Origin of the sequence: Rhizobium sp. BR 315, assembly GCF_050577975.1 — a bacterium.
Taxonomy (GTDB): Bacteria; Pseudomonadota; Alphaproteobacteria; order Rhizobiales; family Rhizobiaceae; genus Rhizobium; species Rhizobium miluonense.
Window position 1 is genome coordinate 74,058 of the sequence record NZ_JARWKZ010000014.1, and the last position, 25,733, is coordinate 99,790.

General features: G+C 60.0%; 19 protein-coding genes and 3 tRNA genes. 3 read left to right on the top strand and 19 right to left on the bottom strand.

Features of this window, described 5'->3' with window-relative positions:
* Window position 1: 1 nt before the first annotated feature.
* The 11 genes from nuoG to QD409_RS16265 all read right to left on the bottom strand — a co-directional run bounded on the left by nuoG (window position 2) and on the right by QD409_RS16265 (window position 8,997).
* Window positions 2–2,083 (bottom strand): NADH-quinone oxidoreductase subunit NuoG, encoded by a 2,082-nt coding sequence (gene nuoG, locus QD409_RS16215; protein ID WP_430763099.1) that lies wholly within the window; start codon window positions 2,081–2,083, stop codon window positions 2–4.
* A gap of 244 nt (window positions 2,084–2,327) precedes the next feature.
* On the bottom strand, window positions 2,328–3,071 hold the full coding sequence (locus tag QD409_RS16220; RefSeq protein ID WP_430763100.1) for a 5' DNA nuclease: 744 nt from the start codon (window positions 3,069–3,071) through the stop codon (window positions 2,328–2,330).
* 5 nt (window positions 3,072–3,076) lie between these two features.
* On the bottom strand, window positions 3,077–4,381 hold the full coding sequence (nuoF, locus tag QD409_RS16225) for an NADH-quinone oxidoreductase subunit NuoF (protein ID WP_092844815.1): 1,305 nt from the start codon (window positions 4,379–4,381) through the stop codon (window positions 3,077–3,079).
* 10 nt (window positions 4,382–4,391) lie between these two features.
* The gene (gene nuoE, locus QD409_RS16230) at window positions 4,392–5,387 is read right to left on the bottom strand and encodes an NADH-quinone oxidoreductase subunit NuoE (RefSeq protein ID WP_430763101.1); all 996 of its coding nucleotides are present in this window, start codon (window positions 5,385–5,387) and stop codon (window positions 4,392–4,394) included.
* Window positions 5,388–5,402: 15 nt separating this feature from the next.
* Complete coding sequence (locus tag QD409_RS16235; RefSeq protein ID WP_092844811.1) at window positions 5,403–5,720, bottom strand: hypothetical protein; 318 nt, start codon at window positions 5,718–5,720, stop codon at window positions 5,403–5,405.
* Window positions 5,720–6,910 (bottom strand): NADH-quinone oxidoreductase subunit D, encoded by a 1,191-nt coding sequence (locus tag QD409_RS16240; RefSeq protein ID WP_092844810.1) that lies wholly within the window; start codon window positions 6,908–6,910, stop codon window positions 5,720–5,722. The genes QD409_RS16235 and QD409_RS16240 overlap by 1 nt, the downstream gene beginning before the upstream one ends.
* A 66-nt stretch (window positions 6,911–6,976) precedes the next feature.
* Entirely contained in the window at window positions 6,977–7,579 is a 603-nt protein-coding gene (locus QD409_RS16245) for an NADH-quinone oxidoreductase subunit C (RefSeq protein ID WP_004122457.1), read from the bottom strand.
* Window positions 7,580–7,597: 18 nt separating this feature from the next.
* Window positions 7,598–8,179: a NuoB/complex I 20 kDa subunit family protein gene (locus tag QD409_RS16250; protein ID WP_092844808.1), complete on the bottom strand. Its 582-nt coding sequence runs from the start codon at window positions 8,177–8,179 to the stop codon at window positions 7,598–7,600.
* The gene (locus tag QD409_RS16255; RefSeq protein WP_092845249.1) at window positions 8,170–8,535 is read right to left on the bottom strand and encodes an NADH-quinone oxidoreductase subunit A; all 366 of its coding nucleotides are present in this window, start codon (window positions 8,533–8,535) and stop codon (window positions 8,170–8,172) included. Before QD409_RS16255 ends, QD409_RS16250 begins: the two co-directional genes overlap by 10 nt.
* A 258-nt stretch (window positions 8,536–8,793) precedes the next feature.
* Window positions 8,794–8,870: transfer RNA gene (locus tag QD409_RS16260), tRNA-Asp, on the bottom strand.
* Window positions 8,871–8,920: 50 nt separating this feature from the next.
* Window positions 8,921–8,997 (bottom strand) — tRNA-Asp (locus tag QD409_RS16265).
* 390 nt (window positions 8,998–9,387) lie between these two features.
* On the opposite strand from QD409_RS16265, the gene QD409_RS16270 reads away from it, so the two are divergent.
* Window positions 9,388–9,463 (top strand) — tRNA-Val (locus QD409_RS16270).
* Window positions 9,464–9,822: 359 nt separating this feature from the next.
* On the opposite strand, the gene QD409_RS16275 is transcribed toward QD409_RS16270, so the two are convergent.
* Window positions 9,823–10,917, bottom strand: coding sequence for a capsule biosynthesis protein (locus tag QD409_RS16275; RefSeq protein ID WP_430763102.1), 1,095 nt, complete (start codon window positions 10,915–10,917; stop codon window positions 9,823–9,825).
* 282 nt (window positions 10,918–11,199) lie between these two features.
* Here QD409_RS16275 and QD409_RS16280 point away from each other — a divergent pair, with 282 nt between their 5' ends.
* Window positions 11,200–13,014, top strand: coding sequence for a glycosyltransferase family 2 protein (locus tag QD409_RS16280; protein ID WP_430763103.1), 1,815 nt, complete (start codon window positions 11,200–11,202; stop codon window positions 13,012–13,014).
* A gap of 35 nt (window positions 13,015–13,049) precedes the next feature.
* Here QD409_RS16280 and QD409_RS16285 read toward each other — a convergent pair whose 3' ends face one another.
* Window positions 13,050–16,508: an ATP-binding protein gene (locus QD409_RS16285; RefSeq protein WP_092852389.1), complete on the bottom strand. Its 3,459-nt coding sequence runs from the start codon at window positions 16,506–16,508 to the stop codon at window positions 13,050–13,052.
* 1 nt (window position 16,509) lies between these two features.
* Window positions 16,510–17,745, bottom strand: a complete 1,236-nt coding sequence (locus QD409_RS16290; RefSeq protein WP_430763104.1) for a metallophosphoesterase family protein — start codon at window positions 17,743–17,745, stop codon at window positions 16,510–16,512.
* 224 nt (window positions 17,746–17,969) lie between these two features.
* On the opposite strand from QD409_RS16290, the gene QD409_RS16295 reads away from it, so the two are divergent.
* A complete protein-coding gene (locus tag QD409_RS16295; protein ID WP_430763105.1) occupies window positions 17,970–18,956 on the top strand; it encodes an aldo/keto reductase in 987 nt (328 codons plus the stop codon).
* Between the two features lie 72 nt (window positions 18,957–19,028).
* Here the strand turns inward: QD409_RS16295 and QD409_RS16300 are convergent, their stop codons facing one another.
* The 5 genes from QD409_RS16300 to clpP all read right to left on the bottom strand — a co-directional run bounded on the left by QD409_RS16300 (window position 19,029) and on the right by clpP (window position 25,714).
* Window positions 19,029–19,940, bottom strand: a complete 912-nt coding sequence (locus QD409_RS16300) for an agmatinase (protein ID WP_430763106.1) — start codon at window positions 19,938–19,940, stop codon at window positions 19,029–19,031.
* 246 nt (window positions 19,941–20,186) lie between these two features.
* Entirely contained in the window at window positions 20,187–20,462 is a 276-nt protein-coding gene (hupB, locus tag QD409_RS16305; protein ID WP_037153530.1) for a DNA-binding protein HupB, read from the bottom strand.
* 201 nt (window positions 20,463–20,663) lie between these two features.
* Complete coding sequence (lon, locus tag QD409_RS16310; protein WP_092852381.1) at window positions 20,664–23,084, bottom strand: endopeptidase La; 2,421 nt, start codon at window positions 23,082–23,084, stop codon at window positions 20,664–20,666.
* Window positions 23,085–23,505: 421 nt separating this feature from the next.
* Window positions 23,506–24,783, bottom strand: coding sequence for an ATP-dependent Clp protease ATP-binding subunit ClpX (clpX, locus tag QD409_RS16315; RefSeq protein WP_092852377.1), 1,278 nt, complete (start codon window positions 24,781–24,783; stop codon window positions 23,506–23,508).
* A 298-nt stretch (window positions 24,784–25,081) separates the two neighbouring features.
* Complete coding sequence (clpP, locus tag QD409_RS16320) at window positions 25,082–25,714, bottom strand: ATP-dependent Clp endopeptidase proteolytic subunit ClpP (protein WP_092852375.1); 633 nt, start codon at window positions 25,712–25,714, stop codon at window positions 25,082–25,084.
* Between the last annotated feature and the right edge of the window lie 19 nt (window positions 25,715–25,733).

A 25,733-nucleotide genomic window follows, 5' to 3' on the forward strand; every position in this document is an offset into this window, starting at 1 on the left:
CTTACTCTGCCGCAGCCTGGAAATTGTTGCGGGCCAATGCCGAGCATTCGGCCATGACAGCCGACGCGCGCGTTATCGGGTTCGTCAAATAGAAGTCTTTGATCGGCGACGCAAATGCCGATTTGCCCATCGCGCCGGCTTTTTTCGCAAGTGCGGCAATTTGGGCGCTATCGGCTTCGGCAATCTCGTCGATGCCGGCGAAATGCGGGAAAGCTGCATAGAGCTTCGCGCGCAATTCTCTCAGCGAATCAAAGGGAAGCTTCTTGCCGAGTACGTCGGAAAGGGCGCGAATGACGGCCCAGTCCTCGCGGGCATCCCCCGGTGCGAAACCGGCGCGATTGCCCATCTGGACGCGGCCTTCGGTATTGACCCAGGTGCCCGACTTTTCGGTGTAGGCGGCGGCCGGGAGAATGACGTCGGCGGTCTGTGCGCCGTTGTCGCCATGCGAGCCAATATAGACGGTGAACTTGGCGCCCTTGCGGCTGAAATCGAGTTCATCGGCGCCGAGCAGGAAGAGCACGTCCATCGACGACAGCATGGTCGCCGCATTGACACCCTTTTCGCCCGGCACGAAGCCGAGATCGAGGCCACCCACGCGGGATGCCGCCGTGTGCAGCACGGCAAAACCGTTCCAGCCGTCCTTGACGACACCGACGGCTGCCGCGAGCTTGGCGGCATTTGCCAGCACCTGCGCGCCATCTTCACGGATCAGTGCGCCCTGGCCGATGATGATCATCGGCTTTTCGGCCTTCTTCAGAACGTCCGCAAAGCTGTGCGAACCGTTGACGATATCGGCGAGCGTATCCGAGCCTGCACCGAGATAGTCGTAGGAGTAGCGCAGGTCGGCATGTTCGCCGATCACGCCGATCGGGAACTTCCCACGGCGCCAGCGCTTGCGGATGCGCGAATTCAGCACGGCAGCTTCGAAGCGCGGATTGGCGCCGACGATCAGCAGCGCATCGGCGGCTTCGATACCCTGAATGCTCGGGTTGAAGATGTAGCTTGCGCGGCCGAGCGACGGATCAAGCGCCGTCCCGTCCTGGCGACAGTCGAGATTCTCCGAACCAAGCGATTTCATCAGTTCGCCGAGGGCGTACATCTCTTCGACCGAGGCGAGGTCGCCGGCGATGGCGCCGATCTTGTCGCCGCTGGTGGCGGAGACCGCCGACTTGATGGCGGCAAAGGCGTCGCTCCAGCTTGCCGCCTGCAGGCGGCCATCCTTGCGGACATAGGGCTTGTCGAGGCGCTGCGTTTTCAGGCCATCCCAGATGAAGCGCGTCTTGTCGGAGATCCACTCTTCGTTGATCTGCTCGTTGACTCTAGGCAGCACGCGCATGACTTCGCGGCCACGCGTATCGACGCGGATGGCGGAGCCGAGCGCGTCCATGACGTCGATCGATTCGGTCTTGTTCAACTCCCACGGACGAGCCGTGAAGGCGAAGGGCTTCGAGGTCAGTGCGCCGACCGGGCAAAGGTCAACGACGTTGCCCTGCAGCTCCGAGGTCATTGCGCGCTCGAGATAGGTGGTGATCTCGGCGTCTTCGCCGCGGCCGATCAGGCCGAGCTCGGAGATGCCGGCAACTTCCGTCGTGAAACGGACGCAACGCGTGCAGTGAATGCAGCGGTTCATCACGGTCTTGACCAGCGGGCCGATATACTTGTCTTCGACGGCGCGCTTGTCTTCCTGATAGCGCGAGCTGTCGATGCCGAAGGCCATGGCCTGGTCCTGCAGGTCGCATTCGCCGCCCTGGTCGCAGATCGGGCAATCCAGCGGATGGTTGATCAGCAGGAACTCCATCACGCCTTCGCGGGCCTTCTTGACCATCGGCGTGTTGGTGAAGACTTCCGGAAGTTCGCCGTTCGGGCCGCCGCGAATGTCGCGCACGCCCATGGCGCAGGATGCCTGCGGCTTCGGCGGGCCGCCCTTTACCTCTACGAGGCACATGCGGCAATTGCCGGCCACCGACAGTCGTTCATGGAAGCAGAAGCGCGGGACTTCGGCGCCGGCTTCCTCGCACGCCTGGATAAGCGTGTAGTGATCCGGAACTTCGATCTCTTTACCGTCAATCTTCAGTTTAGCCATCGTCCACTCAGTCCTATGTCACGTCTCCAGCCGAACCTGGCTGCAGGCAATTTCATGATCGCAAACCGGACTGCCACCGGCGCGGCATGACCGCCGCAGGGCACCGGTTCGCTCACAATAAGCTTTGCCGAATCTTGTCCCCGCAAGATCAGCGTCGCGATCGAAACATGCGGGGCTTGCCCGCAACATTTCCACCGCCTTCATTCACCCTCCCCCGACTGTCGCGTACAGCCAAGGAAAAACCTCAATTCCGGCCCTTCGGCATCAGCGCCTTCGCCTGGCCCACCCAGTCGTCGCGCCGGATGCGGCCGTCGAAGCCGAGCTCCGCGTCGATCCGCTCGATATCTGCATCGGTCCAGACAGCGATATCGGCAAAGCGCTGGATACCGCGTCCGTTCAACACCTGCTCCAGCTTCGGGCCGACGCCCGAAATGAGCTTCAGGTCGTCGGCTTTCGACGCAGCCTTGCGGCTACGCGCGGGAGCCGGCTTTGCTGCAACAGGCGCCGCCACCTCGACCTTGGCCTTACTCTTGGCCGGCGCTGCCGTAGTCACAGCAACCGCAGCCGGCTTTGGCGCGGCCTTCTTTGCGACAGCGGGCTTCGGCTTTGCAGCCACCGGCTTCGATGCGACCGGAGCGGCAACGGGCGATGCCTCTACAGGCTTCGCTTCCCCTGCCCCGGCCATCTTCGCTGCAGCCTTCTGTTCGGCGGCGCCATCATTCCCTTGATCCGGCTCGGCAGCCCGCTTGTTCGCAACCTCGACCGCACCCTGAAGTGCACCGAAGAATGCTCCGGCGATCTGCGAGGTAACGCCGAAACCGATGGCCGCCGCAGCGGCAAATGCCGCTGCCGGATTTGCCATCAGTGGATAGATCGGCATGACGGACGAATTCCGCAGCATATCGGCGGCAACGCGGCCGAGATCGGCCGATGCGTCGCCATCGGCCGCTCCGTTCCCTTGCCTGACATCCGTGGTCTTCGCCATCATCGTCCTTACTCGGCAGCTTCCAGTACCGCGCCTCGGCTTGTCGCGTTGGCGGTATACTGGTCGATGCGCTTTTCGATCTCGGGGCGGAAATTACGGATCAGGCCCTGCACCGGCCATGCGGCTGCGTCGCCGAGCGCACAGATGGTATGACCTTCGATCTGCTTCGTCACCTGGAACAGCATGTCGATCTCACGCTTCTGCGCGTTGCCGCGCGCCATGCGCTCCAGAACGCGCCACATCCAGCCCGTGCCTTCGCGGCACGGCGTGCACTGACCGCAGCTCTCGTGCTTGAAGAAGGCCGAAATGCGGGCGATCGCCTTGATGATGTCGGTCGACTTGTCCATGACGATCGCCGCTGCCGTACCGAAGGACGACTTGACTTCGCGCAGACCGTCGAAATCCATCGGGCAGTCGATGATATCGGCAGCCGGAACGACCGGGCACGACGCACCGCCGGGAATGACGGCGAGCAGATTGTCCCAGCCGCCGCGAATACCGCCGCCATGCTTTTCGACCAGCTCGCGGAAGGTGATACCCATCGTCTCTTCAACCGTGCAAGGACGGTTGACGTGACCGGAGAGCATGAACAGCTTCGTGCCGACATTGTTCGGACGGCCGAAGGAGGAGAACCAGCCGGCACCGCGGCGCAGGATCGTCGGGGCAACGGCGATCGACTCGACGTTGTTGACGGTCGTCGGGCAGCCATAGAGACCCATGTTGGCCGGGAACGGCGGCTTCAGGCGCGGCTGGCCCTTCTTGCCTTCCAGGCTTTCGAGCAGCGCGGTTTCTTCGCCGCAGATGTAGGCGCCGGCGCCATGATGAACGTAAACGTCATAATCCCAGCCGAGCTTGTTGTTTTTGCCGAGTAATCCGGCATCGTAGCACTCGTCGATCGCCGCCTGCAGGGCTTCGCGCTCGCGCATGTATTCGCCGCGAACATAGATGTAAGCGGCATTAGCGCCCATGGCGAAACCGGCAATGACGCAACCTTCGATCAGCGTGTGCGGATCGTGGCGCATGATGTCGCGGTCCTTGCAGGTGCCCGGCTCGGACTCGTCGGCGTTGACGACGAGATAGTGCGGACGACCGTCGCTTTCCTTCGGCATGAAGGACCACTTGAGGCCGGTCGGGAAGCCTGCGCCGCCGCGACCGCGAAGGCCGGAGGCCTTCATCTCGTTGATGATCCAGTCACGACCCTTTTCGAGGATTTGCTTCGTGCCGTCCCAATGGCCGCGCGACATCGCGCCCTTGAGAGACTTATCCTTGAGGCCGTAGATATTGGTAAAGATGCGATCCTGATCCTGTAACATGCTTCACCTCTTACCGCGGCTTCTTGCCGAAGACCTTGATATATTCCGCTTCGCCACCCTTAGCGAGTGCCTCTGCCTGCCTGACCCAGTCGTCGCGCTCGATCCGGCCCTTGAAATTCAGATAGCCGTCAACCCAATGGCGCTCGGCCTCATGCCAGCTGGCCACCTGCGCGAAGGTGAAGATGCCAAGCTCATGCAGGATGGACTCGATCTTCGGGCCGACGCCGGAAATCAGCTGCAGGTCGTCCGGCTGCGCGGGTCTTTCGATACCGGCGGGACGATCCTTGTCGTCAAGCGACGGCTTCTTGGCGGCTTCGGCTTTTTCCGGCGCAGTGTCGGCAATGGGTTGCTCTGCGGCAGCCTTGGCCTTAGCGGCAACGCTCTTTGCCTTCGTCTCATCCGACAGGAGAGACGTCAAGCCACCTTCCGGAGCGGAGAAGACACGGTCGATCTGCGGGCCGGTCGGAACTTCGCTGCCTTTGCCTGCGGCGAATGCACCGATGATCTCTTCGAGACGTGCCGGCGTCAGATCCTCATAGGTATCCTTGCCGATCACCACCATCGGTGCATTGACGCAGGCGCCCTGACATTCGACCTCTTCCCAGGAGAGCGTGCCGTCGGCGTTGCGCTCAAAGGCGTGATCATGGATCCGGCTCTTGCAGACCTTGATCAGCCCTTCGGCGCCGCGCAGCATGCAGGGCGTCGTGCCGCAAACCTGAACGTGGGCGCGCGTGCCGACCGGGTTCAGCTGGAACTGCGTGTAGAACGTCGCAACTTCGAGCGCGCGGATATAGGCCATATCCAGCATGTCGGCGATCTTCTCGATCGCTGCCCTGGTGACCCAGCCATCCTGCTCCTGCGCCCGCATCATCAGCGGGATAATCGCGGACTGCTGACGGCCCTCGGGGTATTTATTGATCGTCTTTTCAGCCCAGACCGCATTCTCCGCATTAAAGGCGAAAGCGGCAGGCTGGAATTGATCTTCGGCTAGTCGACGAACGGACATCTTTCACGCCTTATCTCAGTTTAAGGACCCACACCGCGTATTCGTCAGAGACGAGAATTCGCAGGCATAGGCCGACTGGTCTTTCTGCATAAACACAACAAACTTGCCGCCATTCGGCACAGCGGCCTTGATCTGATAACCGCGCGAGAGGAGATCCGCCACTGTCGAATCTCCGCCCTGCGTAACCGCATTTCCGCCTTTCGCAGAATTCGCGCTCGGCGCATTCGAACCCTGCAAGTTGATGGTCGGCAGGCTCTGCGTCTTGCCGGTCTGCTGTGCCGAAGCACCGCAAGCGACCAGAAGCGCCGGGATAACCACCTGCCAAACTCGCATCAACGATCCACCTCACCGAAGACGATATCAAGCGAACCGAGGACGGCAGCGACGTCGGCGAGCTGATGGCCGCGGCACATGAAGTCCATGGCCTGCAGATGCGCATAGCCCGGTGCACGGATCTTGCAGCGATAAGGCTTGTTGGAGCCGTCGGAGACGAGATAGACGCCAAACTCGCCCTTGGGCGCTTCGACAGCCGCATAAACCTCGCCGGCCGGCACGTGATAGCCTTCGGTGTAGAGCTTGAAGTGGTGGATCAACGCTTCCATCGAGCGCTTCATCTCGCCACGCTTCGGCGGAACGACCTTACCGTCCAGCGACGAGACCGGTCCGGCCTTGGCATCACCCAGCAGGCGATTGACGCACTGCTTCATGATGCGGACGGACTCACGCATTTCGATCATGCGGATGAGGTAACGGTCGTAGCAGTCGCCGTTCTTGCCGATCGGAATGTCGAATTCGAGATCGGAATAGCATTCATAGGGCTGGGCCTTGCGCAGGTCCCAGGCAGCACCCGAGCCGCGGACCATGACACCGGAGAAGCCCCACGCCCAACAGTCTTCCAGCGAAACCACGCCGATATCGACGTTACGCTGCTTGAAGATGCGGTTGCCGGTCAGGAGGTCGTCAATATCGTCGAGCGCCTTCAGAAAGGGATCGCACCAGTCGCCGATATCCTGCACCAGTTTCTCGGGAAGATCCTGGTGAACACCGCCCGGACGGACATAGGCTGCGTGCATGCGCGAGCCGGAGGCGCGCTCGTAGAACACCATCAGCTTTTCGCGCTCTTCGAAGCCCCAGAGCGGCGGCGTCAGCGCGCCGACGTCCATAGCCTGCGTCGTAACGTTCAGGAGATGCGACAGGATGCGGCCGATTTCCGAATAAAGCACGCGGATCAGCTGTCCGCGGATCGGGATATCGATGCCGAGCAGCTTTTCGACAGCCAGCGCGTAGGCATGTTCCTGGTTCATCGGCGCCACGTAGTCGAGGCGGTCGAAGTAAGGAACGGCCTGAAGATAGGTCTTCGATTCGATCAGCTTTTCCGTGCCGCGGTGCAGCAGGCCGATATGGGGATCGACGCGTTCCACAATTTCGCCGTCCAATTCAAGGACAAGACGCAAGACGCCGTGCGCAGCCGGATGCTGCGGGCCGAAATTGATGTTGAAGTTGCGAACGTTATGTTCTGTCATGGCGGCGATGCTCGCGTTTTCAGAATTTCAGAGAATGGCAGGCCGAAGCCCGCCATACGCCAACAATTAGGCCTTCGCCTTCTCGTCACCCGGGAGCACGTAGTCGGTGCCCTCCCACGGCGACAGGAAGTCGAAGTTGCGGAATTCCTGCTTCAGTTCCACCGGCTCGTAGACGACCCGCTTGGCGGCATCATCGTAACGAACTTCGACGAAACCGGTCGTCGGGAAATCCTTGCGCAGCGGGTGGCCTTCGAAACCGTAGTCCGTCAGCAAACGGCGCAGATCCGGATGACCGGTGAAGAGAACGCCGTACATGTCCCAGGTTTCGCGCTCGAACCAGTCGGCGCCGGGATAGATGCCGCAGGCGGAGGGAACAGGCTGGTCTTCGCCGACCGGAACCTTGACGCGGATGCGCAGGTTCTTCTTGGGCGACAGCAGATGATAGACGACGTCGAAACGCTCGGCGCGCTGCGGCCAGTCGACACCGCAAATATCCGTCATGTTGACGAAGCCGCACTTGGCGTCGTCACGCAGGAAGGTCAGCAGTGCGATAACGTTTTCGGTCGTCGTCGTCACGTTCAGCTCGCCGTACTTAATCTCGATCGAAGAGATCAGGGCGCTGCGAACTTCCGTGAGGTAGGCGGCGAGCTCGTTCAGGGCTTCACTCATAATACCTTGTCCCCTGCCTTACCGTTCGATCGTGCCAGTGCGCCGGATCTTCTTCTGCAGCAAAAGCACGCCGTAAAGCAGCGCTTCTGCCGTGGGAGGACAGCCCGGAATATAGATGTCGATCGGCACGATGCGATCGCAGCCGCGCACGACGGAATAGGAATAGTGATAGTAGCCGCCGCCGTTGGCGCAGGAACCCATCGAAATGACGTAACGCGGCTCAGGCATCTGGTCGTAGACCTTGCGCAGAGCGGGCGCCATCTTGTTCGTCAGCGTGCCGGCCACGATCATGACGTCGGACTGACGCGGCGAAGCGCGCGGCGCAAAGCCGAAACGCTCGACGTCGTAACGCGGCATGGAAACCTGCATCATCTCGACGGCGCAGCAGGCGAGACCGAAAGTCATCCACATGAGGGAGCCGGTGCGGGCCCAGGTGATCAGCTCATCGGTGGAGGTAACCAGAAAACCCTTATCGGCGAGCTCATTGTTGATCTCGCCAAAGAACGGATCGTTGCTGCCAACCGGCCTGCCGGTCGCGGGATCGATGATCCCCTTCGGCTGCGGCGCCACGAGCGTCGTGTTAGTCGGAGCTACTCCCATTCCAGGGCTCCCTTCTTCCATTCATAGATAAAGCCGATGGTCAGCACCGCCAGGAACACCATCATCGACCAGAATCCGAACCAGCCGATCGCACCGAAGGATATGGCCCAGGGGAAAAGGAAGGCGACTTCCAGGTCGAAGATGATGAAGAGAATCGACACCAGGTAAAAGCGGATATCGAACTTCATGCGGGCGTCATCGAATGCGTTGAAGCCGCATTCATAGGCCGACAGCTTTTCGGAGTCAGGCGCCTTGAAGGCGACGGCAAACGGCGCGATCAACAGCGCCAAGCCAATCACCAAGGCAACACCAATGAAAATCGCTATCGGAATATAGGAACTGAGCAGTCCAGTCATCATGTCCATCCCTGCTTGCGATCAGCGCCGGGGCGGCGCATTTGAGCAAATGCCCAGCAAGCGAAAGAGCGTTGCAACAAAGCCGTGGTTAGCGCAGCCGGAGCGCGGGCGCAAGCCTTTTGAATCTGTCGTTCGGAGTACTGTCGAGCGGTAGATATCAATATGTTGCGACGGCATCGCGACAAATCGGCGCAAAGGCCAAACGGCTCTTTCGCAATCGCAATAAATTGATGTTTGATTGTAATGGCTTGGAGAGAATGGCGCGAGTGACGGGGCTCGAACCCGCGACCTCCGGCGTGACAGGCCGGCACTCTAACCGACTGAGCTACACCCGCGCATTGCTTGACCTTTCGGCCGGGCGCATGATCCGGATTTAACCTTGAAATGGCGCGAGTGACGGGGCTCGAACCCGCGACCTCCGGCGTGACAGGCCGGCACTCTAACCGACTGAGCTACACCCGCATTTCATTTCAAGCAGTCCGGATGCTTTCGCACCCATCAAAGCGGCCCTCGCCGTTCGATGAGCGGCTAACTACGGGGTTCGTGTTTGGGTGTCAAGCAGGTTTGAATACAAATCGATGACAGAGTGCGAATTGTTTTGGACAAGCTCGCCCTCAAGTTTCCGTTCCCGCAATTTGGCATGGCAGCTTCCCGCCCCACGCATTTCATCCGAGCCTGATATGCACAGGGATAATCCGGCAGGCTTCACATCCGCGCATATGGACGACCGGAACCGGGGTGGGGAAAAATCAAAAAAATCAAAAAATCTTCACAAACACTCTTGCGGTTTTTCCTCGTTCCGCATAGATCACGGCCACCGGATGCGGCGGGCCAATGACCCGCTTGCCTGACGGGCGATTAGCTCAGTTGGTAGAGCGCCTCGTTTACACCGAGGATGTCGGGAGTTCGAGTCTCTCATCGCCCACCATTTCTAAGCCTCACAAATTGAGCGATTAGCCGAAACGGAATGACCGTTGCGCTATGCGCAGATGATCCTCTGTAGATCGCGATGGCGGCCGCTCAGTAATTGCCGGTTATGACAACTCCCAGAAGAACCACGGAAACAAGCCCAAGAGCTGCCATGATCACAAGCAGTTCTTTCAGCATGAATCTTTCCATCTTACTTCCACCCATGGCGTTTGCTCCCAACAAACGACTGTGCGCTTAGGCCCTGACGCCGAATCGCTGCATCAGTTTACTACAAGTCCATATGTAAGTGGCCGGAATGTTAATTGCATCGCCACGACCGAGCGCGTGTTGATCCTAGCTCAGCGTTTCATCGAGCCATCAGGGTATCGAGATCTTCGAAGGCCTTTGCCGCGGTGCCGGCTCGACATAAGCGCCGGGCAGATTGACCGTGCACGACAATAATCTCTTCGCGATCTGCTCGGCGGCTGATTGTGCTCCATCCTTGGAGCAGAAGTTGCCGCGCACCTGTACTGCTGCAGCAAGCAGCTTGAAGAATGCCGCGCAAAGCTCTGCCGATGGCTGTGCCGGATGGGTCCAGAATCGATCCAAGGGCCCCTGGTCGGCTAGGCCCTCTATGTCGTAGACCGCCATTCCCAGGACTTTCACAGGCTTGCCGGCCCGCAATGCCGAAAGCGCCGCAGTGGAATTGACCGTCACCATGCCTTGGCTGGCGACGATCAACCGGTCGAGATTGCCGCCATCGAGGAAATGGACGCGGGAAGACAACCCGTGCGCGGTGCTGATGCGATTTACGTAGGCTCTCCAATCCACGAGCCCGCTGTCGAGCGGATGCAGCTTGACCACGAGTTCCGTCCCGGCGGCGGCATTATCCGCAAAAGATTGGAGAATCAGCCTGATGGCATCCTGCTGCTGATGAAAAGGCGAGTGCGAGCGCAGCTGGTAGTCGGTCTGAAGCTGCAGCGGGTAAACAAAGAATCGCTTGTCGCCGGCAATCAGCTCCTCGATCAGGCCTTCGGCCTCACGAGACCTCCTGCCGCTTGCCGGAAGTCTGCGCAGCCAGCCGGCATATTCCATCAAGGGATGGTAGAGCCCATGACGGCGATAGCCGGGATAAAGAAACCATAAAAAGACGGTCGGAAGATAGTAGGCGAGATCGTAAAGCGCTTCGGCAAGGAAGGTCTGGCTGAAGCGACGCGTCCAATCCGGCTCGGGCAGATTTGATGCCGCCTCGACGATATAGGCCGGGTCGGTCGGAAAGCGCGAATTGGAGGACAGCCCATCTCGCTCGAGCGTCACCCAATCCGGCCGCAAATATCCCATTTCCACAACATTGACGCGGACGCCCAATCGCCGCGCCTCCTCGATCGCGACACGATGATAGGGGCGTTCCTCGCCATGCAGAATCATGTCCGTGACGTTGTCGGCTTCGATTCGGCCTCGGATAAAGCTCATCAAACGACAGATGTACGGACGTGCAAAACTCGATCTGCTGCAGGCGCGATTGATCGGCGCATCGTAGGATCTGCACGTCAGCAAAAGTGCGTCAGAGCCACTTCTCGGTGGAAACGCCGGGTCAGTTCCTAGCGGAAATCAACAGCACGCCGCTTCATCGTCACCGCTGATATTGGATCGGTTGGCTCCATCTGCGCCCTGCGCGCCGATCCCGTCAGTTTTCCGACGACATTCAGCTTTGAGGTCAAGGCTTTCTCCTCTGCAAAATCGGCCGAGCAATATATGGCGCATCTCCTCAATACAGAGGAAAAGACAGAGCGCGTCGATCTCGGCAAGCTTCCGCGGCATTGGACCAAGATACCGAAACTCAGATTCGGAAAGCGAGCCGCCAGCCTGACGATCCAATATGCGGATGCGAACTATCGGCTTGGCTCTGATCTCGTCGCCTTACCGGTATCGGCAACAGCGGGAACCTGGTTGAGCGTCGTCGTGCCCGTCTACAATGCGCCGCCGCGATATCTGGACGATCTCGTCAGATCTTTCGAAATGCAGGCAGAACAGGGCACGGAGCTCATTCTGAGCGATGATGGCTCGACATCGCCGGAAACGCGGCAATGGTATAAGTCGCAGCAGGCGAAAGACAATATCCGCTTCATGCTGAACGAACGCAATGGCGGCATCGCGGCGGCCACCAATTCCGGCCTGGCCCATGCTCGCGGCCAATGGATCGCCCTCCTCGACCATGACGATGTCGTTGCGCCCCACGCTTTCAAGCTCATCAGGCATACGCTGGAGCAAAACCCGGACGCCAATTTCCTTTATACCGACGAGCTCGTCGTCGACGACACCTTGAAGCCGACCGGCGTCATGCTGAAGCCGGCCTACGACTCGGTCCTGCTGAGCGGCGTCAACTACATCAACCACTTCTCCATCTATCGCCACAGCCGGCTTCGGGAGATCGGTTATCTACGCACCGGTTATGACGGATCGCAGGACTATGACCTGCTGCTGCGCTATCTGGAGGGACTCCCGGAACAAAGCATCCTACACCTGCCCTACCCGGCCTACTGGTGGCGCCGCAACGGCCAGACCTACTCGCGCAAATTCATGGACGCCGCGACCGCGAATGCGAGGAAGGCGCTGACCGAAAGGTTCGAACGGCAGCGGCAAACGATTCAAGTCGAAGGAGCACTCACCAAGACGCTGCATCGCGTCGTGTTCGAGCCGCCGCGCGATTGGCCTAAAGTCTCGATCGTCATTCCCAGCAAGGACAACTTCGACCTCATCTCCCGCATCCTTCATGATCTCTTCGAGAAGACGGACTATCCGGATTTCGAAGTGCTTGTTATAGACAACGGGTCTACGGACAAGGCGGTGCTCGATCTCTACGACCGCTATCGCCAGACACACCGGCGGTTTTCGGCAGTCGTCACCCCGGAAGCCTTCAATTTCTCACGCTCGGTCAATCGCGGCTTGAACGCAGCGACGGGCGAGCACTATCTGATCCTCAACAATGACGTCGAAGTGATCGAATCTGGCTGGCTGAAGGAGATGGTCTCCTGCCTCGCCTACGACAGAACCGGCATCGTCGGCGCCAAGCTGCTCTTTCCGAACGACAAGATGCAACATGCAGGCGTGGTCGTCGGCTTTGGCGGATTGGCCGGCCATTGGTATTTGAACAAGCCCAAAGAGTTCGGCGGTCCGATGAACCGGCTACATCTGCGCAATACCATGACCTGCGTAACCGGCGCGGTCATGCTGATCTCGGGCGACTGCCTGCAAAAGATCGGCCTGTTCGACGAGGAGAATTTCGCCGTCGCCTATAACGATGTCGACTATTGCCTGCGCGCCCACAAGGCCGGCTACCGCATCATCTGGACGCCCTTTGCCTGTCTCTATCACCATGAATCGCTGTCGCGCGGATCGGACAAGTCGGGAGGGCGGCAGAAGCGATTCGAGCAGGAAAAACAGAACCTGCGCCGGCTGCATGCGACGCAGAGCTTCACCGACAGGGCGCTCAATCCGGCCTATAGCCGCGATAAAGCAGACCCGCGAATCGTCGTCCCGACACGATTGTTCATTCCGTCTATGTCATAGCGGGCTGCAGGCGCCGACCAAGTCGTTCGTGGCATTCAAAGCCGGATCAGATCCAGATCCGCACCGATCTCGCGTTGGGCGATCTCGACCACGCTCATCTCATGCGTGAAGAGGATCGTCTGGAAGCGTTCGGCGGTGCTCGCAAGCACCTTCAAACCTGCGCTTGCCCGCTCGTCGTCAAAGGTCTGGAAGATATCGTCGACGATCATGGGGGCCGGCTCGTTCCGAGCGGCGTAATCCTCCAGGAATGCCAGCCGCAAGGCGAGATAGAGCTGATCGCCGGTGCCTTCGCTCAGGCCGTCGAGCGGCACACGCTCACCGCCCACTCGTTCCGCCAGCAGCTGCAACGCGTCGCTTTCGTCATGCGCCTCGACAAGACGTAGGAACCGGCTTCCCGTGAGCTGCGAAAACAATTCACCGGCGCGTTTGATGACCGGGTCCGCCTGTTTCTCACGATAAGACTCCATCGAACCCGCCAGCATGCGTGCGGCAAGCTTCAAGATCACCCATTGCCGAGCAAGGTCCTTTGCCTCCTGTTCGGCCGAGAGCTTTTCGAAAACCGCGTATTCGGCACTGACGCCAGTTTCGAGCGCCTGCTGTTGGCGCCGATTTTCCGCCAGCCGCGCCGAAAGCTCACCATGTAGCGTGAATTGCCGCTGATCCTCTTCGATCAATCGTTCGATTTCCAGATCGGCAGCAACGCGCTCGAAATCACGAAGCTGAGCCCGCAGTTCGTCCTCCGCCCGGCCATCGGCCTGGTGACGGAAGCGATTGCGGCTTTCGAGCAACCGTGCACTCAAACGAGTACGCTCCCGCAGCCGCGACAGCAGCGCCGCCAGATCGCTAGGCCCCGGCAGGTCGGCCGTCAGGTGATCGAGATCGGTCGATATTGCCGCAAGAGCCTCCTCATGGCGAGCAAGCAATCCTTCCGCGCGCTGCCGATCCTCTTCGAGGCCTTCGCGCTTCTTCAACTCACCGCGCATCGCATTGGCGCGGCTGTGCAGGGCTTCGGCTGCGGTATCGGGCGGCAGATGATCCAGCTCGTAGCCGGCGCTGGCCACAAGCGTTGCGAGCCGCCGTTCGAAGTCCGCCATATCTCGCCGCATGCCAGTAACGCGGCGCAGCCTGTTGTCGCGCTCTGCCAAAGCATCGGGCAGCTCTTCCCATGCCTTCAGGGCGACGGATGCCATTTCCAGCGTCGCATCCACCGGCAGGCCAAGAGGAACAACGGCCTTGCCGAACGCCTCGCGCCAGTCGACGTGCCGCCGTTCCAATGTCTGCTGCTGCTCGTCAAACCGTGCCAACCGGTCCCGCGCCGAGCTTATCTCCCCTTCCCGCGTTCGGCTTTCGCTCCAGCGCTCCGCGGCTAGGCGCAGGTGCTTGCGCAATCCTTCCGCCATCGCGACGGGCGGCAGGCGCCCGCTCCTGTAGCCGGTCGCCTCAACGATATCCTGCAGAGCGGGCAACACACGCTCTTCTGCAAGAGCGTTCTCGTCGCGTTCGTCAAGCAGATCGCGCAAAGTATTGCGCTGGCGCAGCAGCCCTTCGACACCTCGCCGCCACTCGAGCATGATTGACGGATCCAGCGCGACTGTACCGCAAGGATCGAACAGGCCTGCAAAGGACGCCTCGGCCTCCACCAATAGTCTCTCGTGCTGTTGCAGCTGGTTCGACACATCCTCGCGCTCCCGTTGCAGGCGAGCTTGACGCAGGCGATAATCCGCATGGCGGGCAACACGATCGGCATCGCTGAGAATGGTGTCGGCCAGGCGATCGGTATCACCGATGCTGACAGTCAGCGCTGCAATGGCTTTGGCGTTGGGAGGTCGGCCATCCGCCAGCATGTCCTGAATCGATAGCCATCGGCCATCGCGGTCTTCACGCGCCGCCGCCACCTGCTCGCGCGTGACGACCGGGCCTGTGCGTTCCGCATCCGCTAGAGCCTGCGCGATCTCTGCCAGTTGATTATCATAGCCGCGCAGCTTTTCGGTAGTCTCGCGCACCTTAGCCCGCGCAGCATCAATCGTCTCGCGATGGGTGGCGATCTCCGATAGCTCCGGCAAAGGTGCCGCAAAGAGCATGGAGATGTCACCAACCGGTGGCCGCAGGCGTGCGGCTGCTTCCTCAAGATCCGCCTCGACGCGACGGATCTGCGTCTCCAGGGCATCGAGACGCGCCAGGCCGGCGAGATCCGCAGTCAATGAATCCAGTTGATCGCCATAGGGTCTAGGATCGAACAGACGTCCGGCAAAGCTGTCCCTCTCCAATGCGGCAAGCTGGCTGCGTTCGCTCTCTTCCTGTTCGGTGAGCCCCTGGAGTTGTCGCGAGAGGGTTCTACCCTGCTCTACCAGTTCGGACAGGCGGGCCAGGTCGACGTCGCTCGGCTGATGCGCTTCGAGCTTCTCAACATTGGATATGCCCAGACGGCGTGCCAGTTGGGCGAGCGAGGCATCGTAACCGGCCAACTCTTGATCGACGCGCGGCAGATCATGACGCTGGCTGCGATAGTTGCCGGTATCGGCAAAAAGCTGAGTGATGTCGCCGGATATCTGCAACAATGCCTCATCGACCTGGATGCGGGACAGGTCCTCCTCGGTGCGGGTCACCGTGTGGCGCACACGACGCATTTCCTCTTCGGCGGCTTGCTTGTCGCGCAGCCTCTGCTCAAGCCTGTCGGCAAGGCTCTCGGGAATTGCGGAGAAATCGGCCAGCTCGTCGAGCGCCATGCCCTCGGCGTCGATCTCGGCAAGCAAGGGCTGCAAGGTCTTCAGCTTCTTAAGCCGGTCCAGAGCCTGGCGCGTCTCTCGACGCTCTGCCTGCAACCGTTCCAGCTCAGCCTCGATTTCGGCTGCCTCCGCCAGCAGCTTCTTCCAGTCCCCGGATTTGAGTTCATGATCGCGTTCGGCCTTGCGGGCGTCTTCGTAGCGATCCAGCGCTTTATAGAATCCGCGATCCTTCGAGCGCCGGGCCGCATAGATGCCGTCGGCTTCCGCTTCCAGCGACTGGCGCAGCCGTGAAAGGCCGGTCAGGCCGGAGGCTGCCGAAAACAGCAGGCTGCCAATCTCGCCACCACTGCGCAGCATGGCCGTCGCACCTTGCCGAAGTCTTTGCGAATCGAGGCCAAAGGCGCGTTCGAAGACATCCCGGCTCAGATTGCCGATGAATGGGGCAAGGGCATCCTCGGCGAGCGGCGTCTCCTTGTCATCAGGTGCAAGAAGCGTGCTCTTGCGGCCGCGGCGGCGGCGGAAGGCCAGCTTGGCGCCATCATGTGCCTTGATTTCAGCTCCGATACGCAAGGTGCCGGGCTCATGCAAAAAACTCTGTTCAGCGGCGGCGGGAAAGCCGAAGAGCAGATCGGAAATCGCACTCAGAGCCGAAGACTTGCCGGCCTCGTTGGGACCAAAGATGACATGCAGCTTGGCTCCGGCACGGAAATCGAGCGTGCGGTCGGTCAACGCGCCGTAGCGAAGAATGTCGAGACGATCGAAGCGCATGTCAGCCTGCCCCCTGCCCGCGCGCCAGCAGCAACTGCCGAGCTTCTTCGATGAGGGCTTCCGGGCTGTCGTCCAGCGGCGTCGCCGTTGCGCCAAGCCCGCCCGGAAGGCGCACCGCAATCTCGTCAACCAGCCGGCTTGCTTCCATCGCGATATCGGCATCTCCCGCATGCTCGGCCAGCAACTGGCGAAGATCGATCGCACCGTCTGCTTCCGCGACCTGTGTTGCCGGCGGCTCCAGGCGAAGTTCCAGTTTTTCGAGCCAGATATCCTCGTGCACGCGATGGCATGCGGCTTCGACCTCATCACGCCATTGCTGACGGTTGGCAGCAATGGCGCCTTGCAATGGCGTGATGCCGGAGAGCAGCACGCGTAGCGCAGTCATCCTTCCCGCCATGTCATCGGCCATGGGCTGCACTGCCTGCTCGATGCGGCGCAGGATCGCCGCCTGATCATCATCGGGGCCAACGGCAACATCGACTTGCGCAAAGCGCGCTTCGTCGACGATCAGGCGCTCATGCTCGATGCGGCCGTCCTCGACCGTCACCAGCACCGCGCCCTTGGCGCCCCGCTCGCGGATATTGCGACCCTGCAGATTGCCGGGAAAGATCACTAGCGGGTCCTTGGCCACGACTTCATAGTCATGCACATGACCGAGCGCCCAGTAGTCGTAGCCGCGCGAGCGCAGGTCATCGACCGAGCATGGCGCATAGGGCGCATGCGGTTCGCGACCGGTGAGCGACGTGTGGAGAATGCCGATGTTGAACCAGTCGGAGACGGGCGCGGGATAGGAGAGCGCCAGGTTGTCATTGGCCGAGCGTTCAGCGAAACCCTGACCATGCAGCACCACCTGCAACTGATCGAGCTTGACGCTGCCGGGTTTGCCAGTCGGAAACTCGTGCACATTGGCGGGCAAGGTGATCGTCTTGGTGATGACGCTTGCCGCGTCGTGATTGCCGCGCAGCAGATAGACCGGGATGCCGGCCCGCTCCAGCCGCGCCATTTCGCGATTGAAGAACAGGCCAATCTTGTTGTCCTTCCAATCGCCATCATAGACATCGCCAGCGATGACGAAGAAATCGACGCGCCTTTCGATGGCCAGCCCCACCAGCATCGAGAAGGCCTTGCGGCTGGCTTCGACAAAAACCGCGGCAACGGCGGCGTCCTTCAACGCCAGCCCCTGAAAGGGACTGCCAAGATGCAGATCGGCGGCATGGATGAAGCTGAAAGAGGACATGGGCTCCGATAACAGTCAGATATCCGGTCTCTCCTTTTAAGGAAGCGGAGGCGCAATGAACACTGCACCACGCGCTTCATCCAACGGTTTCGTCAGTTGTCAGAAACTGTGATATTTCCGAGTCACGCGATTGCGATGGCACATCCGCCTTACACATGCTTGCCGCCGATCCGGGCGGCTGCTAATGCGCTGGCATTTCATTACCTAAGACGAGGAGATTTCTCATGCGACATCATGCTTTCGGGCGGACGCCCTTTATCGTGACAGATGTCGGCTTCGGCGCCTGGCAGATCGGCGGCGCATGGGGCGATGTCAGTGAGGCCGATGGCCGCGCGGCACTGAATGCCGCTCTCGATGCGGGCATGACCTTCATCGATACCGCCGACGTCTATGGCGACGGCCGCTCAGAAAAGATCATCGCCGATGTGCTGAAGGCCCGCGGCGGCGAGCGCCCGATGGTGGCGACCAAGGCCGGCCGCCGGCTGAACCCGCATGTGGCCGACGGCTACACCAAGGTCAATCTCGAAGGCTTCATCGACCGCAGCCTGAAGAACCTCGGCGTCGAGAGCCTCGACCTCGTGCAGCTTCATTGCCCTCCGACCGAAGTTCTTTACCGGCCGGAAGTCTTCGCCGGTCTCGACGCGTTGCAGAAGGCCGGCAAGATCAAGGGATACGGCGTCAGCGTCGAAAAGGTCGAAGAGGCGCTGAAGGCGATCGAGTATCCGGGCGTGCTCAGCATCCAGATCATCTACAATATCATCCGCCAGCGGCCCGACCACCTGTTCTTCACGGAAGCCAAGCGCAAGAACGTGGCTGTCATCGCCCGCGTGCCGCTGGCTTCCGGCCTGCTCTCCGGCAAGATCACCCGCGACACCCAATTTGCCAGCGACGATCATCGCAACTTCAACCGCCACGGCGAGGCCTTTGATGTCGGCGAGACCTTTGCCGGCGTTCCGTTCGAGGTGGGTCTGCAGGCCGTCGAGGAAGTGCGCAAGCTGGTTCCATCAGGCGCCAGCATGGCAGCCTTTGCACTGCACTGGATTCTGATGAACGAAGCCGTCACCGTCGTCATCCCCGGTGCCCGCAATGCCGAGCAGGCCAAGGCCAATGCGGCTGCAGTCGATCTTGCGCCGCTTTCCGCCGACGTCATGGTGGCGACGCGCGAGATCTACGAGCGGCTTATCGCTCCGCACGTTCATCATCGCTGGTAAGCGCGGCGGCGTTGCGAACGAGAAAGGCCGGGCGCAAGCCCGGCCTTTGCTGAACCCTCAGAGAGTTGCAGTTCAACTCTGCCGAACAACGGTTCCGATCACGTTGGTGAGAATACGCGCGGCGGTAATCGCCGATAGGCCGTCAATGTCGGTAGGCGGATAGAATTCCACCAAGTCGAAGCCTGCGAACCTGGCCCGCCTGCCAAGACCCGCGATCAGGTCGATGATCTCAGTATAGGTCAGGCCACCGGGCGTCCGTGCCGCGACCCCCGGCATGATCGAGGGATCGATGCTATCGCAATCAAGGGTAACGACGACCTGCGCACCTTCCGGAACATGTCGCAGAGCTGCTCCGATACCCTGGGCGTGAATTTCGCGAGCCGTCACGAAGCAGCTGCCATAGCGCCGCGCGTCTTCGATTTCGGTAAGGCGCGCACTGCCGACGCTGCGAAGGCCGACCTGGACCATGCCTGCGACATGCGGCATCTCGCTTGCCCGGCGCATCGGGCTCGAATAACCGAAGCGTTCTCCCTGCAGTTCGTCACGCCAGTCTATATGAGCATCGATCTGCAGGACCCAGATCGGCCCCCGATCTGCAAAGCCGGTGAGGAACGGGATAGTGACGGAGCAGTCGCCGCCAAGCAAAACCGGCACGGCCGACAACGCCAGGATCTCACGCGTCTTCGCCTCGATCCGCTCCCGGTTGCCGGCATTGTCGTGCATGGCGGTGGAGACATCTCCCGCATCGACACAGGAGATTGGCTTGCCGTCAAATAGCGGTCCGCCGAGATCGAAATCCCAATGTTCGACCAACGGCGCTTCGCTCTGGCTTGCGCCGCGAATGGCACCGGCGGCCAGCGCATAGCCGCCGCTATCCTTGTCCGGATAGGTACTGCCGTGGCCGGCTCCGAAGATGACTGCGCGAGGCATGCTGCCATCGATTTGTCGATTGGGAAGGCCGAGAAAGGAAGGCGATGCGGTCATTTCTTGATGATCCTGATGGTCATTCGACTGAAACGTCAACGTTGGGCATTCGAAAATACCCTCTGACGTTTTCTTCGCAAGAGAATGCGCGGACCGTCCGAGCCGGAAGCATCCTCCATTTTATTGGTCAGGGATAGCGAACGAAATCCAGCCCTTCCCTGCCTGGAAACGAAAAAGGGCCCGCAAAGCGGACCCTCAATGTTCTCCAACCGCAAGGCTAACACCTCGCGGTGGGTGAAAACGAAATCAGCTGTTGACCGCGTCCTTCAGGCCCTTGCCGGGCGTGAACTTCGGAACATTGCGAGCAGCGATGTCGACCTCAGCACCCGTGGACGGGTTGCGGCCCTTCGTGGCTGCACGGTGAGAAACAGTGAAGCTGCCGAAACCAGCGAGGCGAATGTCGCCGCCCTTCTTCAGTTCAGCCTGGACGGTCTCGAAAACAGCGTCAACAGCGGAAGCAGCGTCAGCCTTCGTGATACCGGCCTTCTCGGCCACTGCGGACACGAGCTCATTCTTGTTCATGTTTCCACCCCTTTCTTTGGTATGAAACGACTTATCAGTAAGCGGGGTGCAAGTAGGAATGCTCTTACCCGCCGCAACCCCAAAAACCCTGCAAACCAAGGAAAAGCAAGCGTTTCCGGACGCTTTTCACAAAAAAAGACCGGCAAAAATGCCGGTCTTTTCGCCATTTCTGGCAATTCGACAGAATTGAGGCGAAGAGCCTCAATGTGCGATCGACGTACCCACGTCATCCACGCCTTCGACCGTTGCGATCACGGGCGTTTCGACGGTGCCATCCCATTCGATCGGCTCCGGCCGACGGACGAGCGCGTGCTTGATCACCTCGCCCATGCGCGAGACCGGAATGATCTCCATGCTGTTCTTCACGTTGTCCGGAATCTCCGCCAGATCCTTGGCGTTTTCTTCCGGGATCAGCACCTTCTTGATGCCGCCGCGCATCGCTGCCAGCAGCTTTTCCTTCAGGCCGCCGATCGGCAGCACGCGGCCGCGCAGCGTGATTTCACCGGTCATGGCCACATCCTTGGAAACCGGAATGCCGGTCATGATCGAGACGATCGCGGTTGCCATGGCGACACCGGCCGACGGACCATCCTTTGGCGTTGCGCCTTCCGGCAAGTGCACATGGATGTCGCTCTTGTCGAAGCGTGGCGGTTCGATGCCGAAATCGACGGCGCGCGAGCGGACGTAAGAAGCTGCCGCGGAAATCGATTCCTTCATGACTTCCTTCAGGTTGCCAGTAACAGTCATGCGGCCCTTGCCCGGCATCATCACACCTTCGATCGTCAGCAGCACGCCACCGACTTCAGTCCAGGCGAGACCGGTGACGACACCGACCTGATCTTCGCGTTCGGCTTCGCCATGACGGTAGCGCGGCACGCCCAGATAGTCGGGAACGTTCTCGGCCGTCACGGTGATCGACTTCGTCTTGCCCTTGATGATCTCGGTGACCGCCTTGCGTGCGAGCTTCATCAGTTCGCGTTCGAAGTTACGGACACCGGCTTCGCGGGTGTACTGCTCGATCACGACCATCAGAGCATCGTCGCTGATCGAGAATTCGCTCGGCTGCAGCGCATGTTCCTTGATGGCCTTCGGCAACAGGTGTCGCTTGGCGATCTCGCGCTTTTCATCCTCGGTGTAGCCGGCAATACGGATGATCTCCATGCGGTCCATCAAGGGCGCAGGGATATTCAGCGTATTCGCCGTCGTAATGAACATCACGTCCGACAGGTCATATTCGACTTCCAGGTAGTGATCCATGAAGGTCGAGTTCTGCGCCGGGTCCAGCACTTCCAGCAGGGCCGAAGACGGATCGCCGCGATAGTCCATGCCGAGCTTGTCGATTTCGTCGAGCAAGAACAGCGGGTTGGACTTCTTGGCCTTCTTCATCGACTGGATGACCTTGCCGGGCATCGAGCCGATATAGGTGCGGCGGTGACCGCGGATTTCGGCTTCGTCACGAACGCCGCCAAGCGCCATGCGGACATACTCACGGCCGGTCGCCTTGGCGATCGACTGGGCAAGCGAGGTCTTGCCGACGCCCGGAGGGCCGACGAGGCAAAGGATCGGGCCCTTGATCTTGGTCGCACGTGCCTGGACGGCCAGATATTCGACGATGCGCTCCTTGACCTTGTCCAGACCGAAATGATCGGCTTCGAGAATCTTCTCGGCATTGTTCAGATCGGTCTTGATCTTCGACTTCTTTTGCCAGGGGATACCCAGCAGCCAATCGAGATAGTTGCGCACGACGGTCGCTTCAGCCGACATCGGGCTCATCTGCCGGAGCTTCTTCAGCTCGGCATCGGCCTTTTCCTTGGCTTCCTTCGAAAGCTTGGTCTTGGAGATGCGCTCTTCCAGTTCGGCCATCTCGTCGCGGCCTTCGTCGCCGTCGCCAAGTTCCTTCTGGATCGCCTTCATCTGCTCATTCAGATAGTATTCGCGCTGGGTCTTCTCCATCTGGCGCTTGACGCGCGAGCGGATGCGCTTCTCGACCTGCAGAACCGAAATCTCGCCTTCCATGAAGCCGAGCGCCTTTTCGAGGCGGCCCTTGACGCTGGTGGTTTCCAGCATCTCCTGCTTTTCGGTGATCTTGATCGACAGATGCGAAGCGACCGTATCGGCGAGCTTGGAATAGTCGTCGATCTGGCTGGCGGCACCAACCACTTCCGGAGAAATCTTCTTGTTGAGCTTCACGTAGCTCTCGAATTCCGAAACGACCGAGCGGCTCAGAGCCTCGAGCTCGACCTGATCTTCTTCCGGCTCGTGCAGAATATGGCCAAGCGCTTCGTAGAAATCCTCGCGGCCGGTATATTCGTCAATCTGCGCGCGCGCACGGCCTTCGACCAGCACCTTGACGGTGCCGTCAGGCAGTTTCAGCAGCTGCAGAACGTTGGCCACGGTGCCGACCTTATGGATTGCGTCCGGCGCGGGATCATCATCGCTGGCATTGATCTGGGTGACCAGCATGATCTGCTTGTCGGAACCCATGACCTCTTCCAACGCCCGAATGGATTTCTCCCGTCCGACGAACAGCGGCACGATCATGTGGGGGAAGACCACGATGTCGCGCAACGGCAATACCGGATAGGCAATGCTCTCATTTGCCGCAGACGTTTTCTTAGTCATTTTATTTCCTTTCCGTCGTCCCGTTCCCGGGCTCTTTGCCGACTGGGAGGATTAGCCGGCTCTCTCACTTGGTAAACAAGTGGAGCTTCACATTATCTATTTCAAGTCACGCGGGACGCACCGCAGTCAAGCAGCGAACCGCGCATTCACGAAGGAGGAACGCAACAACAAAACACCGAAGCCCAGCTACTCTAACACGGCTGGCGCAGCTAAATCCGAAGATAAAACGCCGGGCTTGAGCCCTATCCGCCGGATGCTCCAGAATCATGCCATCATGGCCGCAGCGGGAGTTCTTAACAACCGGTTTCGACTGCGTTCCCATAAGCTTATCCAAGACTTTATCAGCAAAGTGCACGACTTTTCAAACGGAAAGGGGCCCGTCGATGACGAGCCCCTCGATTCGTGATCGCTGATGCAGGCATCAGGCCGTCGCGTTGGCCTTTTCTTCCTGCCGATCGGCATAGATGTAGAGCGGGCGGGCGGAACCGCGAACCACTTCCTCGGAGATGACCACTTCACGAACGCCTTCCAGCGCCGGCAGCTCGAACATGGTGTCAAGAAGGATCTTTTCCATGATCGAACGAAGGCCGCGAGCACCCGTCTTGCGGACGATCGCCCTCTTGGCAATCTCGCGCAGTGCATCCTCGTGGAAGGTCAGCTCGACGTCTTCCATCTCGAATAGGCGCTGATACTGCTTCACCAGCGCGTTCTTCGGCTCGGACAAGATCTGGATCAGCGCATCCTCGTCCAAGTCTTCCAGCGTCGCCAGAACGGGCAGACGGCCGATGAATTCCGGGATGAGACCGAACTTCACTAGATCTTCCGGCTCCAGCTCACGCAGCACTTCGCCGACGCGGCGATCGTCCGGAGCCTTGACCGTGGCGCCGAAGCCGATCGACGTCTTCTCGCCGCGGGCCGAGATAATCTTGTCGAGGCCTGCGAAGGCGCCGCCGCAGATGAAGAGGATGTTGGTGGTATCCACTTGCAGGAATTCCTGCTGCGGATGCTTGCGGCCGCCCTGCGGCGGAACCGAAGCCACCGTGCCTTCCATGATCTTCAGCAGCGCCTGCTGCACGCCTTCGCCCGAGACGTCGCGCGTGATCGACGGATTGTCCGACTTGCGGGAAATCTTGTCGACTTCGTCGATATAGACGATACCGCGCTGCGCACGCTCGACGTTGTAGTCGGCAGCCTGGAGCAGCTTGAGAATGATGTTTTCGACGTCTTCACCGACATAACCGGCTTCGGTCAGCGTCGTCGCGTCCGCCATGGTGAAGGGAACGTCGATGATGCGTGCGAGCGTCTGGGCCAGATAGGTCTTGCCGCAGCCGGTCGGACCGACGAGCATGATGTTCGACTTCGCCAATTCGACGTCGCCGTTCTTCGATGCATGAGCGAGACGCTTGTAATGGTTATGAACGGCAACGGAGAGGATCTTCTTCGCCTGCCGCTGACCAATGACGTATTCGTCGAGAACCTTGATGATGTCCTGCGGGGTCGGAACTCCGTCGCGCGACTTCACCATCGAGGATTTATTTTCCTCGCGGATGATGTCCATGCATAGCTCAACGCACTCATCGCAGATGAAGACTGTTGGTCCGGCAATCAATTTGCGGACTTCATGCTGGCTCTTACCGCAGAACGAACAATAAAGCGTGTTCTTCGAGTCGCCGCCGTTGCTGCCGCTGACTTTGCTCATATCACTTTCCTTCCAGCACGCCGCCAATTTCCAAGTCGAAATCGCGGTCCACTCAATGCGCCCGCCGGACCTGCTCCTCGTTTGCTAGCAGATCGCGGCGCCCCTCGGGGTACTGAACGCAGGTCCGGCCAACCGGAACTGCGTGGCAACGATTCCCCTTCGAATGCCGAATGCTATGTCACAAAATCGCTACATAGCATCAATGCTTACTATTACCGCGTTCCGTTCCACATTAAACCCCTATTCGATCACAAATGGGATAGAACTGTGGCGTAGAAGCTACCGCCTCGTGGATAAATCACGAGGCGGTCTCTCCTTCCATTTCGGTACGCGACGTCAGCACCTTGTCGATGAGACCCCATTCCTTGGCCTCATCCGAGGACATGAAATGGTCACGATCGAGCGTCTGCTCGACTTCCTCGTAGGTACGGCCGCAGTGCTTGACGTAAACTTCGTTGAGGCGACGCTTCATCTTGATGATGTCACGCGCATGACGCTCGATGTCCGAAGCCTGACCCTGGAAACCGCCCGAAGGCTGGTGAACCATGATGCGGGAATTCGGCGTTGCGAAGCGCATATCCTTGTCGCCGGCGGCGAGCAGCAGCGAGCCCATAGATGCGGCCTGACCGATGCACAGCGTCGAAACGGCCGGCTTGATGAACTGCATAGTGTCGTAGATCGCCATGCCGGCAGTGACGACGCCGCCCGGCGAATTGATGTAGAGCGCGATTTCCTTCTTCGGGTTTTCGGCCTCGAGGAAGAGAAGCTGGGCGCACACCAACGTCGCCATATGGTCTTCAACCGGCCCGGTGAGGAAAATGATGCGTTCCTTCAGCAGACGGGAATAGATGTCGTAAGACCGTTCCCCGCGGTTGGTCTGCTCAACAACCATCGGCACCAGAGCCATAGCTGTATCGACTGGATTTCTCATGTGCGTCCTTTACCAAGCT

Excerpts from the sequence above, each read along its gene's own strand:
- nuoG (WP_430763099.1), bottom strand. The coding sequence starts at position 2,083 with ATGGCTAAACTGAAGATTGACGGTAAAGAGATCGAAGTTCCGGATCAC.
- QD409_RS16220 (WP_430763100.1), bottom strand. The coding sequence starts at position 3,071 with ATGATGGCGAAGACCACGGATGTCAGGCAAGGGAACGGAGCGGCCGAT.
- nuoF (WP_092844815.1), bottom strand. The coding sequence starts at position 4,381 with ATGTTACAGGATCAGGATCGCATCTTTACCAATATCTACGGCCTCAAG.
- nuoE (WP_430763101.1), bottom strand. The coding sequence starts at position 5,387 with ATGTCCGTTCGTCGACTAGCCGAAGATCAATTCCAGCCTGCCGCTTTC.
- QD409_RS16235 (WP_092844811.1), bottom strand. The coding sequence starts at position 5,720 with ATGCGAGTTTGGCAGGTGGTTATCCCGGCGCTTCTGGTCGCTTGCGGT.
- QD409_RS16240 (WP_092844810.1), bottom strand. The coding sequence starts at position 6,910 with ATGACAGAACATAACGTTCGCAACTTCAACATCAATTTCGGCCCGCAG.
- QD409_RS16245 (WP_004122457.1), bottom strand. The coding sequence starts at position 7,579 with ATGAGTGAAGCCCTGAACGAGCTCGCCGCCTACCTCACGGAAGTTCGC.
- QD409_RS16250 (WP_092844808.1), bottom strand. The coding sequence starts at position 8,179 with ATGGGAGTAGCTCCGACTAACACGACGCTCGTGGCGCCGCAGCCGAAG.
- QD409_RS16255 (WP_092845249.1), bottom strand. The coding sequence starts at position 8,535 with ATGACTGGACTGCTCAGTTCCTATATTCCGATAGCGATTTTCATTGGT.
- QD409_RS16275 (WP_430763102.1), bottom strand. The coding sequence starts at position 10,917 with ATGAGCTTTATCCGAGGCCGAATCGAAGCCGACAACGTCACGGACATG.
- QD409_RS16280 (WP_430763103.1), top strand. The coding sequence starts at position 11,200 with ATGGCGCATCTCCTCAATACAGAGGAAAAGACAGAGCGCGTCGATCTC.
- QD409_RS16285 (WP_092852389.1), bottom strand. The coding sequence starts at position 16,508 with ATGCGCTTCGATCGTCTCGACATTCTTCGCTACGGCGCGTTGACCGAC.
- QD409_RS16290 (WP_430763104.1), bottom strand. The coding sequence starts at position 17,745 with ATGTCCTCTTTCAGCTTCATCCATGCCGCCGATCTGCATCTTGGCAGT.
- QD409_RS16295 (WP_430763105.1), top strand. The coding sequence starts at position 17,970 with ATGCGACATCATGCTTTCGGGCGGACGCCCTTTATCGTGACAGATGTC.
- QD409_RS16300 (WP_430763106.1), bottom strand. The coding sequence starts at position 19,940 with ATGACCGCATCGCCTTCCTTTCTCGGCCTTCCCAATCGACAAATCGAT.
- hupB (WP_037153530.1), bottom strand. The coding sequence starts at position 20,462 with ATGAACAAGAATGAGCTCGTGTCCGCAGTGGCCGAGAAGGCCGGTATC.
- lon (WP_092852381.1), bottom strand. The coding sequence starts at position 23,084 with ATGACTAAGAAAACGTCTGCGGCAAATGAGAGCATTGCCTATCCGGTA.
- clpX (WP_092852377.1), bottom strand. The coding sequence starts at position 24,783 with ATGAGCAAAGTCAGCGGCAGCAACGGCGGCGACTCGAAGAACACGCTT.
- clpP (WP_092852375.1), bottom strand. The coding sequence starts at position 25,714 with ATGAGAAATCCAGTCGATACAGCTATGGCTCTGGTGCCGATGGTTGTT.